Below are 13,394 nucleotides of genomic sequence, written 5' to 3' on the forward strand. Positions count from 1 at the left end.
ATTCAGGCTCGGCCCGTCGCCTCACGGGCGAAGTACGGTTCCGCCGCTTCCAGCCGCGGCACGGCGATGCCCAGCCGCCGTGCTTCCGCGAGGGTGTCCCGGCAGATCTCCCGCGGTTCCTCGGCGTCGGGGTCCGAGTGCGCCTGGAGAGCCATCCGCGCCAGCGCGACATGAGCGGTCAGCCAGGCGAACACGCGCGCCGTCAGCCAGACGGGCGCCCGGAACAGCTGCAGACCGCCGCGGTGACGTCGCAGGTCGAGGCCGCGCGCCTCGAGCAGCGGCAGCAACTCGCGGCCGGCGAGCAGCGCCTCACGCAAGTCGCCCTTCGCCCCGGCCAGCTTGGACAAGGAACCCCGCCGCAGGCCCTGCGAGTGCAAGCCGGCGTCCGACACGAAATGGACCCACAGCCAGCCGCGGAAGTCGGGACGCTCCTTGAGCCGGAGGCCGGCCTCGCGGAACACCTGGCGCACGGCCCGCTCCCGGTCGGTCGGAGGCCGGCCGAGGGTGCCGAAGACGACCGACGGCAGCAGTACCCCATGGAGCACGCCGTCCGCGCCGAAACCGCCACCGGCCTGGGGAAAGCCCCACGCGATCCGGTCGGCGGGGAGCGCGCCGACCGCCGCCAGGGGCTCGGCCCAGATGTTGCCGAAGACCAGCACCGTGGCCCGGCCGACCCGCGGGGCCAGGAAAGCCGCCGCCTCCGCGAGGCGGTGGTGCGACACGCTCAGCAAGATCAGGTCGAAGTCGTGGTCCGGCTCCAGCGTCTCGCGGTAGCGCACGGGCCACTTCTCGGCGACGCGCTGTCCCCAGACCCGGCGTCGCGTATCGAGCAGGTCGAGGTCCACCGCGTCCCCATAGGTCGCCGCGCGGCCCGGCCGGACGTAGAACTCGACGTCGTGCCCGGCCCGTTCCAGGGCCCAGCCGTAGATGGTGGCGATCACGCCTCGGCCGAACATCAGGATCTTCACTCTGCACCTCGTGGGGTACGATTCGATCTGGAGGTCATCTCCACTTTTCCAAAATATGGAGGTCATCTCCATTTGTCAACGCGAGGGAGCGCATGACCGCCGACAAGCCGCTGCGAGCCGACGCCCAGCGCAAGCGCGAGGCCCTGCTCGCCACCGCACGGAAGGTCGCCGCCGCCGGCGAGTTCTTCGACCTGCGCTTCGATGACTTCGCCACCCTGGCCGGAGTGGGCACGGGCACGCTGTACCGCCACTTCCCCACCCGGGAGGCGCTGGCCGAGGCGGTCTACCACGGCGAAGTCGCCACGCTGTGCGACCGCGCCCGCCACCTCCAGGCCACACGGCCCGCGGCGGAGGCGCTGGCGACCTTCCTCCGCGGCATGGTCGACCACATGGACACCCACCAGGGCCTCGCCCGGACGCTGGCCACCCTCTGGGCCGATCACTCGAGCGCCCTCGCCGAAGGCAGCCAGGCGCTGGAGCAGGCCGTCACCGACCTGGTGGCCGCCGCGGTAAAGGCGGGCACCGTTCGCGACGACGTGGACGCGGGCGCCGTCATGATGGCGCTACACGGAATTGGCGCGGCTCATGATCGCCCCCGCTGGCGAGCCGAGGCCGACGACGTCATCACCCTTGTGCTGGACGGACTTCGTCGGCCACAGCCGGAGGGGTAGGTCGCGTGATTCGCCCGCCGACCGGTCCAGCTGAGCGGCATCGCCAAGGAACCGCAGGCGGCGTCACTTCCGGTCAGGCGCCGGGGCGGGACCTCCAGCGTGTTACTGCGGAAGCCCCCGCTTTCCATGGTGACCATCCGGCTACCGCCGGATTCTGACACCGCGGAGCTAATCCAACCCGGGAAGGCAAGGGGTACTGAAAGTCCATTCGGATCAGCACAGCACATGGCCCATGTGCATGGGAATTGGCTTGCGACGGTGTTGATCGAGCCTTCGATGGGCCTGCACAGACCGGCGAGACCTGTCGTAACATTCACCGCCGCACCGCCGCACCGCCGTTGGCCGTGTGCGTGTCCCGTTTACTGGTCGAGCTCCTTCGCCATGACGACGTTGGTCTCGATGTAGCCGAGTTTTCGGTACAGCGACCGGGCCACCGAGTTGTTGCCGAAAACCTGGAGCCGCACGGTTTTCAGGCCCTCGGACCGGACCTCGTGCTCCATCGCCCGCATGAGTGCTTCACCGTGCCCCCGGCCACGCAGGCCCGGCTCGACCTTGATGTCGTAGAGGTAGGCGCCGTGGGGGCGTTCGGCGAACCAGATCATGCCGATCTTCCGGTCGCCGTCGCGGGCGGTGTAGAGGTGGTGGCCCGGTGTGGCCGCGCCCTCGGGCAAGAGTTCGGCATACTCGTCGATGGCGCGCTGCCGTGCCTCCTCGGGCGGCAAGCTCTTCGCCGAAACGTGGGCCTCGGCGTAGGCCAGTACCGCGTCGCGGTGGTATTCCGCGTATTCCTCGGGGGTCATCGGATCGAGCCGGACCTCTGCCATGGCCGCCCTTCTTCTCACGCTACAGGCCGCGGACAACTTCGTAGTCGCCTCGAAGCTCGCGAATGACTTTCTTTCGTTTGGCGTTTTCTTCCGCCAGCAGCACCAATTTTCGCCCCTCCTGATCATGCCACAGAGAGGGTGCGTAGATGACGTTTCCCGAGTATTTCCATCGAGCGAGCTTGTGCGAACGAACCGCCGTGACGACGTGGGACAGCACCTCGTTGTCCAGCTCGGCCCCCCAGACCCAGCTTTCACAGAGGTCCAACACCAGGACTGCGCCCTCGTCGACAAGCTGACGGACCTCACCCGGCTCGAGCCAGCCTGTGACCTCGCGCCACTCGGAGCCGTCGGGGCCGAGGAGGGCGTACTCCCCGTCCCCGATTTCGCGGTACCCCGGAACCTCTTCGGACAATCGAACTCACCTATCCCCATTGAAAAAGTCACCCCGGCGAAACGCAATTCAGGGGCTGATCGAGTCCATCGCGCGGTCGAGCAGCCGGCCCAATTGCTGCGTTCCGTTTCCCGCGATCCACGCCGCGACGGCGGCCTCCAGGCAACCCAGGGCGCTTGCGATGAGCGCACGCGGCCGCGGATCGGTCGGGTTGGCCGGGTCCACCCCGAGCCGTCGTGCGAGCTCGGGTGCTATCAGGGCCCGGAACTTCGCTTGCTTTTCCTGCTGGACCGTCGCGAGGGCCGGGGTCGTCACGGCGAGCGCGGCCAGCCGATGGGCGCGGTCCGTCTGGGTCGCGTAGTACTCGACGAGCGGGCCCATGGCGTGGCGCAGCGCGGACCACGGGGCTTCGTCATCGGGTCGCTGACGCAACGCCGCCAATATCTCGTCGACGGCGGCCGAGGTCTCGCTCGCGAAGACGTCCTCTTTGGACGGGAAGTAACGGAAGAACGTGCTGCGCGAGATTCCGGCGACCGCGCAGATGTCGTCGATGGTGGTCTGCTCGTAGCCGTTCTCCAGGAACAAATCGAGCGCCATCTCGGACACCTGCGCCCTCATGGCACGCCGGGCGAGTTCGCGCGCACCGGGACGACGCTCGTCCCGCTCCGGCAGCCTGGTCACCGGCCGATGGTACTACACCCCAAACCTGGTACTGTAGTTTCACAAATGCTACTCAGTGTCAGATTCGGAGCGGAGAGAGAGACCTCGATGGACCCGAGCCAGGTCACCACGACGAAGGGCAGCACACCCCCGGTGAACGATCGGCTGGACGCGCTCACCGCCGGCTTGCCCGCGGAAGAGCTGGCGCTCGTGTCGGCCGCGGCGTCGCTGGTGCCGGTCTTGAGCGCCAACGCGGACGCGGCGGATGCCATGGGAAAACTGCCCGATGACGACATCGCGGCGCTGCGCAAAGAGGGTTTGCTCCGCCTCGCCACACCGCGGAGGTACGGCGGTCACGAGGCCGGCGCGTGCGCCGCGACGGCCGTTGCCGCGGAGGTGGGGCGCGGCTGCGCGTCGGCGTCTTGGGTGCTGACGGTGTACTACACCGCGGGGATCGCCCTCTGGCTCTTCCCGGACGAGGTACGGCACCGGGTCTGGGACGAGGATCCGGACGCGACCGTGTGCGGCTCCTCCGCCGGCGCCGCGCCGGCCCGGAAGATCGATGGCGGTTACCTGCTCAGCGGCCGCTGGGGCTGGGCTTCGGGCATCCACCACGCGTCCTGGGCGATCCTCAGCGTGGTGACCGAGGACGCGGGGTCCGCCCGGGAGAGCGGGTTCGCCCTGGTTCGGACGAGCGAACCGTCGGTCGAACACACCTGGAACATGGTCGGGATGCGCGGCACGGGCAGCGACACGATCATCGCGGATGACGTCTTCGTCCCGGAGGAGCAGATCGTCTTCCCGGCCAGAGGGGCCGTCCCGGGACCCTCGACGCCGCTGAGCGTCCCGAAACCGCAGGGCCTGATGGGTGCGCTGGCCGCACCGGTGCTGGGGATGGGCATGGGGATCTACGACCACGTCGTGGCGAAGCTCAGCGCCGGCCGGCCGCTGGTCTCCGCGGGGAGATCCCCCGGGCGGGCGATCGACGCCCCCGCCGTGCAGGCGAACATCGCCGATGCCGCCATGCTCATCGACAGCGCGATCCTGCAGGCCGCGCGCACCGCCCACGCCGTCGACCGGGCCACCCGCACGGGCGCACGGTTGTCTCCCCTCGCCATCGCCCGCACCCGGATGGACTGCGGGTTCGCCGCGCGGCAAATCCGCCAGGCGGCGGACAAACTGCTGGATGTCGGTGGTGCCGGCCGATTCGCCGACTCGGACCCGGCGCAGCGCATCTGGCGCGATCTGGGCACCGCGACCCGGCATCCCGCCTTCATCACCGAACTGGACCGCGAACAGTACGCCCGGCTGCTGGTTCCGGTTCTCCGGGCACAGTAAGGAAAGCCGCACGACGTCCCGATCGCGGCACCTCGCCGCCGCGATCGGGAGCACCGCCGGAGGCCGCTCAGGAGACTCCCGGCCGGTCCAGCACGCGGCCGAGGAAGCCGCGCAGGTAGCCCGCGACGATGTCCAGGTGGCTCTCCAGCAGGAAGTGGCCGCCGTCGATCAGGTGCACCTCCGCGTCCTCGGCGTCCCGGGCGAAGGCCTGCGCGCCGGCCGGGCCGAAGATCTCGTCGTTGCGGCCCCACACGGCGAGGACGGGCACCTCGCTGGTGCGCAGGAACTCCTGCAGCAGCGGGTAGAGCGGGCGGTTGTTCGGGTAGTCGCGGAACAGCGCCAGCTGGACCTCGTCGTTGCCTTCGCGGGAGACGAGGGCGAAGTCGTGTTCCCAGGTGTCCGGGCTGACCACGCTCGGGTCGGGAACGCCGTGCAGGTACTGCCAGCGGATGGCGTCGAGGCTCAACGCGGTGCGGACGGCGGGCTCGGTGTCCGGGCCGGGAGCCGCCCCGTAGGCCCAGACGCCGGTCCAGAACGACTCGACGAAACCGTCCTCGTAGCCGTTGCCGTTTTGGGTGACGATCGCGGAGATCCGTTCGGGGTGCTTGAGCGCGAGGCGCCAGCCGATGGGTGCGCCGTAGTCCTGGACGTAGATCGCGTAGCGGCCCAGCCCGAGGTGATCGAGCAGCCCGGAGGTGAGTTCGGCGAGGGCGTCGAAGGTGTAGGTGAACTCCGACACGAGGGGGGCGGCGGAGTGGCCGAAGCCGAGGTGGTCCGGCGCAATGACGTGGTAGTCCCCGGCGAGCAGCGGGATGAGTTCGCGGAACATGAACGAGCTGGTCGGATAGCCGTGCAGCAGGACGATCGCGGGGGCGTCGGCGGGACCGGCTTCGCGGTAGAAGAGCTCGTGCCCGTCAACGACGGCGGTCCGGTGGTGTACCGGGTTCATGTCTAACTCCTTCGAAGACTTGTTCCGGTTAGGTTCCCAGGCAAGCATGAACGGGGTAACCTGTCAAGCGGGTCGAACTGGTTAGAGAAGGAGTCCGGATGACTGCGCTGCTGGACCTGCTCAACAGCAGGCCGCTGGTCGACGGTGCGGAGCAGGACGCGCTCGGCGACCCGGTCGCGGGCCGGCGCTGGGCGCGGGAGCACGGCGGTGACGGCAGCCTCGCGGAGCTGGCGTCGCTGCGCGAGGCGCGGGACATCTTGCGGGACGTGGTGCTGGGAACCAGTTCGCCTGCCGCGTTGAGCCCGCTGCTCGAAGGGGTCCACCAGGTGCCCGAGTTCACTTCGGACGGTCTCTTGTGGACGACCAAGACCCCGCCGCACACGCGGTTGGCCGTCGAGGTGATCCTCGACTGGGCCGCCACGGAGGAGCAGCTACCCGGCCGGTTGCGCCCGTGCGCCAACGACGAGTGCCGGCTGTTCCTGCTCGACCGCAGCCGCGCCAACCAGGCCCGCTGGTGCTCGATGGCCACGTGCGGCAACCGCATGAAAGCCCGCCGGCACTACCAGCGCAACCGCTGACGACGCTCGCCGGCGCGGGGCCTGGCCGCGGAAGTTCGCTACGGTCGAGAGGTGACGTTGCTGGGGATCTTGGAAGACGACGAGTACCTGCCGGAGTACGGGACGCTGGTGGTCCGCGACCGCTACAGCGCGGACGGGTTGGCCCCGCTGGAAAACGAGCTGCTCGGCGAGCTGGCGACCGAGGCTCTGTCCGGCACGGTCGCGACGGCCGGGGACGGGTGGGTGCACGGCCACGCCGGCGACCCGTTCCAGTCGGTCCGGCTCGAGGCCCACGACACGCCACCGATGGTCGTGCTCGACGACTGGGAGGACGTCGTCGAGTCGCCGTTCCACAGCCGCAGCGGGCGGGTTGCCCTCGGGTTCCTCACCGGCGGCGAGCACGACGGGACGCTGGAGCTCGGCCGGCGGGGGCTGTTCCGGGTACGGGTCGCCCGCCGCGCGGCTGCGGAAGAGGAGGAGGGCGATGTCTGGCTGGTGCAGTTCTGGCCGTCCGCGGACCCCGGCTTGCCCCGCTGGGTGCGGCGGACGCGGCCGGCGCTCTTCGCACCCGATGCCGGCTGGCAGCAGGTGCTCGGCTATCCCGTGATGTCGGCCGCGTGGACCGCCGCCGGGTTCGGGCCGCCCCGGCCGGACTCCTGGCTCGACGAGCCCCTGCCCGGCGATCCGCCGGACGCGGCGATCTGCGCGCAGCTCGGTGTCGAACAGCCGGTGTCCCACCGGGACGCGGTCGCGCTCCTCGTCGCCGCCGGGGTGCTCGTCACCGACGGCGACGGGCACCGGCTCGCCGAACACCCGCCGCTCGCGGCCGACCGCGTCTCCCTGCCGGAAACCCTTGCGGCACAAGTGGAACAGGCGGCCGCGAGTGCCCGGTACACCTGGGCCGCGGCGGATCTCACCAGCATCGCCGCGTGGGGTGACCCGGCGCCGGCCGGCGACCTCGCCGAACGGCTGCTCGTCGCGCCGGGCGAGGTTCCCGGCTTGCTCGCCTACGCCGTGTCGGACCACCTGGTGCGGCGCGTCGGCGCGGGCATCGCGGCGCTGCCGCGGCGGCAGCAGCCGCAACCGGTGTCGGTGCCCGTGCCGGTGGTGCCGTCGCGGTCGGAACACCCGGCCACGATCCCGGGGGCGCCGCCGCGGGCCGGCGTCGTCGGGGGCAACGGCGAGGTCATCGTGTGGCGGGCGGGCGAACCGGTCGTGCTCGGCCGGGTTCCCGACCAGTACCGCTACCGCGCGCACGAGACGCCGGCGGGGATCGCGGTGGCCACGTCGGGTGGCCCGGGGATGCTGGTGCGGTGGGACGGCACCGCCGAGCGGCTGCCCACCGACCTCGGCAGCCACCCGGTCCGCAGTGCCGACGGGCGGTTCCTCGCCGGGGTCGAACACCACGTCGGGCGCCGGTCGTGGGACCGGCCGCACCTGCTGGACGTCACCACCGGCGAGGTCACGAGCCTGGCCCGGACCGACGAGCTGACGCGCCGCGCGCTGGCCGTCATCGACGGCGCCCTGTTCTACGCCGACGGTTTCCACGTCGGCAGCCGGACGTTCCGCTGGCGCCCGGGCGCCGACCCCGAACCGCTCGCGCCCGGCCTCTGGCAGATCGACCCGCTTTCGGGCGCGGCGCTGGAACGCGGCCCCGACGGCGTCTTCCACCACCGCCCGGACGGCACCCGGACCCCGGTGCCGGCCGACCGGCAGTACGAGCTCGCCCCGGGCGGCGAGCTGCTGTACGCGTTCCAGTACGCGCCGCCTTCGGTCTGGCTCCTCGACGACGGCGAACCGGAAGAACACCCGTTGCCGGAAGGCTGCGACCTCAGCACGGCGATCCCCTCGGCCCCGTTCTGGGAGACGCCGGCGACGCTGGTGTTCACCCACGAGCGCGGCGGCACGAGCCGGCTGGTGCGCTGGGACGTCCGGTCCGGCCGGTTCGAGCACTTCGACCTGCCCGCCGCGGCCGGGTACCGGCCGTTCGCCGTCCAGCCCATCCTTCGACCGGGAACGATCGCCGCCTCGACCTCGGGAAGCTGAAGGTCACCCCATGATCGACGAGACGACCGTGGCCGCTTCGGTGGCGATGCTGGTCCACCGGGAACTCGCTGAGGACGGTGTCGGCCTGTGGGCGCTGCCGTGGCACATCCGGCGCGCACTCCCGGAAGCGGGTGATCGGCAGGTACGTGAGATCGCTGCCGCTGTACTGGAAGCGCTGGTGGCCGCGGGCGCGGCCATCGGCAGCCTCGACGAGACGACAGGGACCTTCACCCCCTGGGAAACCCAGGGGGCGGCCGAGTCGGCCATGGCGGCTTGGCAGGCTCTCGGGCGCGACCCGAACATCGGGGAAGTGGCATGGATCGCCCGCATGCCTTGATCCCCTTCGCCGGCATTGAGACATGCGTCCCGTTGCACGATGCCGCATTTCATGGCTCAAGCAGGCGAAGGTGAACCACAGCCAGCGCCTTGACCTGCGGTAAGACACCGTCCAGAAGAGAATGAGCGCACGAATTCACCCGATGCAGACAGTCTTCTGTTGCCCGAACCGGAATTTCGTGCCCACCACAACAGGCCTTTAGCTTCGGATTCATGGAATGGAGCTTCAAGACAGCCGAAGAACTCATGGCCGCGTTGCGGTCAGGTGCCGTGTCGTCGGTGGAACTGACCGATGAGGCGATCGCTCGGATCGAGCGCGACGACGACGTGATCAACGCGGTCTGCGTAACCGATTTCGATCGGGCGCGGGCCGCCGCCCTCCGGGCCGATCAGGCGCGGGCGCGGGGTGAAGACCGGCCGCTGCTCGGTGTTCCGGTGACGGTCAAGGAGTGCTACGACGTCGCCGGGTTGCCCACGACCTGGGGTATGCCGCCGCATCGGGACTTCCTGCCCGCCGAGGACGCCGTGCAGGTGTCGCGGCTCAAAGAAGCCGGCGCCGTCGTGCTCGGCAAGACCAATGTTCCGTTGGGGCTGCAGGACATCCAGAGCTTCAACGAGATCTACGGCACCACCACCAACCCGTGGGACCCGGGCCGCACGTCGGGCGGCTCCTCCGGCGGGTCGGCGGCCGCGCTGGCGTCGGGGTTCGGCGCGCTGTCCATCGGCTCCGACATCGCCGGCTCGCTGCGCACCCCCGCGCACTTCTGCGGCGTCTACGCGCACAAGCCGACACTGGGGCTGGTCGCCAGCCGTGGCATGGTCGCGCCGTCCGAGCCGGCCTTGCCGGTCGACCTCGACCTCGCCGTCGTCGGGCCGATGGCGCGCAGCGCCCGGGATCTCACGCTCCTGCTCGACGTCATGGCCGGGCCGGACCCGCTGACGCACGGCGTGGCGCACCGGTTGGCCCTCCCGCCCGCTCGTCACGAGCGGCTGAGCGACTTCCGGGTCCTGGTCCTCGACGAGCACCCGCTCATCGCGACCGGCTCCGCCGTGCGGGCGGGCGTGCACCGGGTGGCCGACGCGCTCGCCGACGGCGGCGCCCGCGTCGCACGGCACAGTCCGCTGCTGCCCGACCTGACCGAAGCCGCGACGCTTTACATGCAGTTGCTGATTTCCGGTTCCGTGGCTCGGTTTCCGCTCGAATCGGAAGAGCAGCTGCGGGCCCGCGTCGCCGGGCTGAGCCCGGACGACGAGAGCCTCGCCGCCGTGCGGCTGCGTGCCCTGCTGTTCAGCCACCGCGACTGGCTCGAGGCGAACCACCGCCGCGAGGTCCACCGCCACGGCTGGCGGCAGCTGTTCGCCGAGTTCGACGCCGTGGTGTGCCCGATCACGCCGACGCCCGCGTTCCCGCACGACCACTCCCCCAACCCGCTGGAACGGCGCATCGACATCGACGGCGTCGAGTACCCGTACTTCGACCAGCTCGTCTGGGCCGGCGTGGCCACCATGCCCGGCCTGCCCGCCACCGCCATCCCCGCGGGCCGGTCCGCCGAGGGCCTGCCGGTCGGGGTCCAGCTCATCGGCCCGATGTCCGAAGACCGCACCCCGCTGCGGCTGGCCGAACTGCTCGAGCCCCGGACCGGCGGTTTCCGGCGGCCGGTCTCCCCCGGTAGGGTCCGTGCCGGCGGGTCGTAGCGCAGAGGCAGCCGCGCCTCCTCGACAAGGGGGACACGCTGGTTCGAATCCAGCCGCCCGTCACTCCCTCGTCGCCGCGCCGCCGGCGGTCACCAGCTCGGGCACCGTTCCGGCGAATCCGGGCACCAGGTCCGCCAGCGCCGCCCACGCGTCCAGGTTCGCCCCGAGCTCGGCACGCACCAGCGGTGCCAGCAGCGCGGCGGCTTCCCCGGCCCGGTGCGGGAACAGCTTGGTGCCGAAGTACAGCACCGCCAGCACGTCCTCGGGCGGGCGGCCGAGTTCGACGTACTCCCGCGGTTCGACGATGCCCGCCGCGCGGAGCCGGTTCGTGAACTTGCGGTGCGAGCCGAACCGCGTCCGCACCTCCGGCGGGCAGTCGATCCGCTCGGCCAGCGCCCAGCGCGCGAAGCCGGGCAGCGGCTCACGCCGATCCGCCTCGGCGACCGTGGCCCAGTCGCGCTTGCTGACGGCGCGCACCGCCGCCCGGGCCGACCGCAGCGTCCGCGCCTCGCGCAGCCCGCCGATCAGCCCGTGCGGGCCGGGCGGGAGGTCCGGTTCCGTGTGTGCGCAGTTCCGCTGTTCGCAGCGCGCCGGCACCGGCAGGGGCGCGATCGCGGTGCCGAACGGCAGCCCACGCAGGATGTCGCGCTTGAGCGGGTCGTCGGTGCGGGCCTGGTGGTACACCAGCTGGTTCGTGGCGGGGTCGTCCCGCTCGAGCATCCACAGCAGGACCGACCGGGGCGCGTCCAGCCGATCGAGCTGCCACGCCGCATGCTTGGCGCTCAAGCGCGCCGGCTTCCCGATCCGGAGATGCCGACGCACCCGGGACGCGTGCCCGGGCTCGATCAGCGAGAGCAGGAAATGCACGGCCGGCACGTCGTGGGGACGGAACACGAGCGTGAGTATCCCAGGACGCGCCGACGTGCGACGACACCCGGCGAGGACCAGGCGGGGACTCCGGCCTGGCCGGTCACCGGCGGCTGGCACACTCAGGCCGTGCTCCTCGGATACGTCCTCGCGGTGCTGGCCGCCGTCGCCTCGGGTAGTGGCTCCATCCTGGAGTCGGCCGGGGTGCGGCGGGCCGGTGCCTTCGGCGGCTCGCCTCAGGACCTGGTCGCGCTGCGCCGGCAGCCGCTCTACTTCCTCGGGGTGGGGGTGGACCTGCTCGGGTTCGTCTTCGCCGCCGCCGCGCTGCACCGCCTGCCGCTGTTCCTGGTCCAGTCGGTGCTCGCGTTCAGCGTCGGCGTGACCGCGACGATCTCCGCGATCCTCGGCGTCCGGCTGGCCGGCGCCGGGTGGGCCGCGCTGGGGGTCGGGGCGACCGGCCTGGTCCTGCTCGGCCTGTCCGCGGATCCGGGCCCCGCGCGGCCGCTGCCGGCCGGCTGGAAGCTGCTGCTGGTGGGCGTGGCGGTGGTGATCGCGGCGATCGCGTTCACCGTCCAGCGCCGGGACGGCCGCTGGTCGCCGATCGTGCTCGGGTTCTGCGCCGGGCTGGGCTTCAGCGTCGTCGGGATCTCGGCGCGGACGCTCGACACGTCCGGGCCGGTCTGGCACCTCGCCGTCGAGCCGGCGCTGTGGGCGATGATCGCCAACGGGCTCGTCGCGGCGGTGGCGTTCGCGATGGCTCTGCAACGCGGCCGGGCGACCGCCGTCACCGCCATCATGTTCACCACCAACACGGCGGTCTCCTCGCTCATCGGCGTGGTGGTGCTGGACGACCGCGTCCGTGACGGCTTCACCGCCGCGGCCGCGGTGGGCTTCGTCCTGGCGATCGCCGGAGCCATCGGCACCGCGCACTACGCGGCCGCCCACCGGGTGGAGCCCAGCGCCTCCGCCGCTTGAGTCAGGCCCCCGGGGTGAGGACCGTGCGGTCGAAGGGCCCGCCGTGGGCGGCCGCGTGGGCCACCGCGTCGCCGGCCCGGTCGAGGCCGAACCGGGTGACGCGTTCGGGAGCGAGGTCCAGTGCGCCCGTCGCGACGAGCCGGATCATCCCGGCGTTCGCCGTGCGGGGGTACATCCACTGGCCGCGCACGGTCACCGAGTTGCGCATGATCCAGGGGTAGGGCAGGGCGAGGTCCGCGCCGCCGAGCATGCCGACGCCGCCCATCAGCACCACCCGCCCGTACTCGCGCACGGTCATGGCGGCGGCGCGCGCCACCGAGCTGGGTGCCTGCGGCGGGAGGAGGTCGAGCACGAGGTCGATCGGGCCGCCGGCGGCGGCCGCCATGGCCGCACGGTCTGCGTCCTCGTCCCCGCTGAGCCCGACCGGGCTCACTCGCCGGCCGAACCGGCCGGCGAGCAGGTCGAGGACGCCCCGGTTGCGGCCCGGGGCGACCACGTGCCCGGCGCCCATGGCGAGCGCGACGGCGACCGCGCTGCTGCCGAGGTTGCCGGTCGCCCCGCTGACCAGCACCGTCTCCCCGGCCGCGAGCCGGCCGGCCAGCAGCCCGCCGTAGGGAATGGTGTGCACCCCCAGCGCGGACCAGCGGGCGGGATCCGCCGCCGCGCCGGCGGGCAGGGGGTACACGTTCTCGGTGGGCACCCGCATCAGTTCGGCGAACGACCCGTCGTGCAGATACCGGGCCAGCCGGGCGCCGCCTTCACCGCGGGAACTCCAGCCCTGCAGCGTGATGTCCGGGGTCAGGGCGTCGTCGCGGGCACGCACCGTCGAGTCGCACCACACCAGGTCGCCCACCTCGAGCTTGGTCGCGTCCGGGCCCACGCGCACCAGCCGGCCGATCCCGCCGACCCCCGGCACGACCGGGGGTTCCAGCGGATAGCGCCGTTCCCCGCTGAACACTTCGGCCGCGTACGGGGGCACGCAGGTGGCCAGCACCTCGACCAGCACCTCCCCCGTGCCGGCTTCGGGGTCGGGTACGTCGCACACCTCGAGCGGGGCGCCGAACGCGGTCAATGTCGCTGCACGCATGGAAAAACCCTTCTGTCGTCGTCCGCCACG

14 protein-coding genes and 1 tRNA gene are annotated in these 13,394 nt (G+C 71.7%); 8 read left to right on the forward strand and 7 right to left on the reverse strand.

The features are described from left to right. Positions 1–2: 2 nt before the first annotated feature. Positions 3–968, reverse strand: coding sequence for a 2-dehydropantoate 2-reductase N-terminal domain-containing protein (locus tag AB0M30_RS25975; RefSeq protein WP_364588316.1), 966 nt, complete (start codon positions 966–968; stop codon positions 3–5). Between the two features lie 92 nt (positions 969–1,060). Between AB0M30_RS25975 and AB0M30_RS25980 the strand changes: the two genes are divergently transcribed. Continuing rightward, complete coding sequence (locus AB0M30_RS25980) at positions 1,061–1,639, forward strand: TetR/AcrR family transcriptional regulator (protein WP_364588319.1); 579 nt, start codon at positions 1,061–1,063, stop codon at positions 1,637–1,639. A 359-nt stretch (positions 1,640–1,998) separates the two neighbouring features. Here AB0M30_RS25980 and AB0M30_RS25985 read toward each other — a convergent pair whose 3' ends face one another. The 3 genes from AB0M30_RS25985 to AB0M30_RS25995 are packed head-to-tail and all read right to left on the reverse strand — an operon-like array spanning position 1,999 to position 3,535. Next, positions 1,999–2,463 carry a GNAT family N-acetyltransferase gene (locus tag AB0M30_RS25985; protein ID WP_364588322.1) on the reverse strand — a complete coding sequence of 155 codons (465 nt, stop codon included), beginning with the start codon at positions 2,461–2,463 and terminating at the stop codon, positions 1,999–2,001. Between the two features lie 19 nt (positions 2,464–2,482). Further along, positions 2,483–2,875, reverse strand: a complete 393-nt coding sequence (locus AB0M30_RS25990) for a hypothetical protein (protein WP_364588325.1) — start codon at positions 2,873–2,875, stop codon at positions 2,483–2,485. 48 nt (positions 2,876–2,923) lie between these two features. Beyond that, entirely contained in the window at positions 2,924–3,535 is a 612-nt protein-coding gene (locus AB0M30_RS25995; RefSeq protein ID WP_360174436.1) for a TetR family transcriptional regulator, read from the reverse strand. 87 nt (positions 3,536–3,622) lie between these two features. On the opposite strand from AB0M30_RS25995, the gene AB0M30_RS26000 reads away from it, so the two are divergent. Then, complete coding sequence (locus AB0M30_RS26000; protein ID WP_364588328.1) at positions 3,623–4,852, forward strand: acyl-CoA dehydrogenase family protein; 1,230 nt, start codon at positions 3,623–3,625, stop codon at positions 4,850–4,852. A 67-nt stretch (positions 4,853–4,919) separates the two neighbouring features. Here AB0M30_RS26000 and AB0M30_RS26005 read toward each other — a convergent pair whose 3' ends face one another. Beyond that, complete coding sequence (locus tag AB0M30_RS26005; RefSeq protein WP_364588332.1) at positions 4,920–5,801, reverse strand: alpha/beta hydrolase; 882 nt, start codon at positions 5,799–5,801, stop codon at positions 4,920–4,922. Positions 5,802–5,899: 98 nt separating this feature from the next. On the opposite strand from AB0M30_RS26005, the gene AB0M30_RS26010 reads away from it, so the two are divergent. The 5 genes from AB0M30_RS26010 to AB0M30_RS26030 all read left to right on the forward strand — a co-directional run bounded on the left by AB0M30_RS26010 (position 5,900) and on the right by AB0M30_RS26030 (position 10,498). Then, positions 5,900–6,379, forward strand: coding sequence for a CGNR zinc finger domain-containing protein (locus AB0M30_RS26010; RefSeq protein ID WP_364588335.1), 480 nt, complete (start codon positions 5,900–5,902; stop codon positions 6,377–6,379). Between the two features lie 51 nt (positions 6,380–6,430). Next, a complete protein-coding gene (locus tag AB0M30_RS26015; protein WP_364588338.1) occupies positions 6,431–8,404 on the forward strand; it encodes a hypothetical protein in 1,974 nt (657 codons plus the stop codon). Positions 8,405–8,414: 10 nt separating this feature from the next. Then, positions 8,415–8,741, forward strand: coding sequence for a hypothetical protein (locus tag AB0M30_RS26020; protein ID WP_364588341.1), 327 nt, complete (start codon positions 8,415–8,417; stop codon positions 8,739–8,741). A gap of 212 nt (positions 8,742–8,953) precedes the next feature. Next, the gene (locus tag AB0M30_RS26025; protein WP_364588344.1) at positions 8,954–10,435 is read left to right on the forward strand and encodes an amidase; all 1,482 of its coding nucleotides are present in this window, start codon (positions 8,954–8,956) and stop codon (positions 10,433–10,435) included. Further along, positions 10,424–10,498: transfer RNA gene (locus AB0M30_RS26030), tRNA-Val, on the forward strand. The genes AB0M30_RS26025 and AB0M30_RS26030 overlap by 12 nt, the downstream gene beginning before the upstream one ends. On the opposite strand, the gene AB0M30_RS26035 is transcribed toward AB0M30_RS26030, so the two are convergent. Beyond that, the gene (locus tag AB0M30_RS26035; protein ID WP_364588347.1) at positions 10,496–11,329 is read right to left on the reverse strand and encodes a hypothetical protein; all 834 of its coding nucleotides are present in this window, start codon (positions 11,327–11,329) and stop codon (positions 10,496–10,498) included. The two genes, AB0M30_RS26030 and AB0M30_RS26035, sit on opposite strands and share 3 nt — an antisense overlap. Positions 11,330–11,431: 102 nt before the next feature. Here AB0M30_RS26035 and AB0M30_RS26040 point away from each other — a divergent pair, with 102 nt between their 5' ends. Then, positions 11,432–12,277 (forward strand): hypothetical protein, encoded by an 846-nt coding sequence (locus AB0M30_RS26040; protein ID WP_364588351.1) that lies wholly within the window; start codon positions 11,432–11,434, stop codon positions 12,275–12,277. A 1-nt stretch (position 12,278) separates the two neighbouring features. On the opposite strand, the gene AB0M30_RS26045 is transcribed toward AB0M30_RS26040, so the two are convergent. After that, positions 12,279–13,364 carry an alcohol dehydrogenase catalytic domain-containing protein gene (locus tag AB0M30_RS26045; RefSeq protein WP_364588354.1) on the reverse strand — a complete coding sequence of 362 codons (1,086 nt, stop codon included), beginning with the start codon at positions 13,362–13,364 and terminating at the stop codon, positions 12,279–12,281. Positions 13,365–13,394: the final 30 nt, after the last annotated feature.

Origin of the sequence: Amycolatopsis sp. NPDC051716 (assembly GCF_040681595.1) — a bacterium.
Taxonomy (GTDB): domain Bacteria; phylum Actinomycetota; class Actinomycetes; order Mycobacteriales; family Pseudonocardiaceae; genus Amycolatopsis.

Bases quoted from the DNA above. Each gene is read 5' to 3' on its own strand.
- AB0M30_RS25985 (WP_364588322.1), bottom strand. From the start codon at position 2,463: ATGGCAGAGGTCCGGCTCGATCCGATGACCCCCGAGGAATACGCGGAA.
- AB0M30_RS26000 (WP_364588328.1), top strand. From the start codon at position 3,623: ATGGACCCGAGCCAGGTCACCACGACGAAGGGCAGCACACCCCCGGTG.
- AB0M30_RS26025 (WP_364588344.1), top strand. From the start codon at position 8,954: ATGGAATGGAGCTTCAAGACAGCCGAAGAACTCATGGCCGCGTTGCGG.
- AB0M30_RS26010 (WP_364588335.1), top strand. From the start codon at position 5,900: ATGACTGCGCTGCTGGACCTGCTCAACAGCAGGCCGCTGGTCGACGGT.
- AB0M30_RS26020 (WP_364588341.1), top strand. From the start codon at position 8,415: ATGATCGACGAGACGACCGTGGCCGCTTCGGTGGCGATGCTGGTCCAC.
- AB0M30_RS26005 (WP_364588332.1), bottom strand. From the start codon at position 5,801: ATGAACCCGGTACACCACCGGACCGCCGTCGTTGACGGGCACGAGCTC.
- AB0M30_RS26045 (WP_364588354.1), bottom strand. From the start codon at position 13,364: ATGCGTGCAGCGACATTGACCGCGTTCGGCGCCCCGCTCGAGGTGTGC.
- AB0M30_RS25980 (WP_364588319.1), top strand. From the start codon at position 1,061: ATGACCGCCGACAAGCCGCTGCGAGCCGACGCCCAGCGCAAGCGCGAG.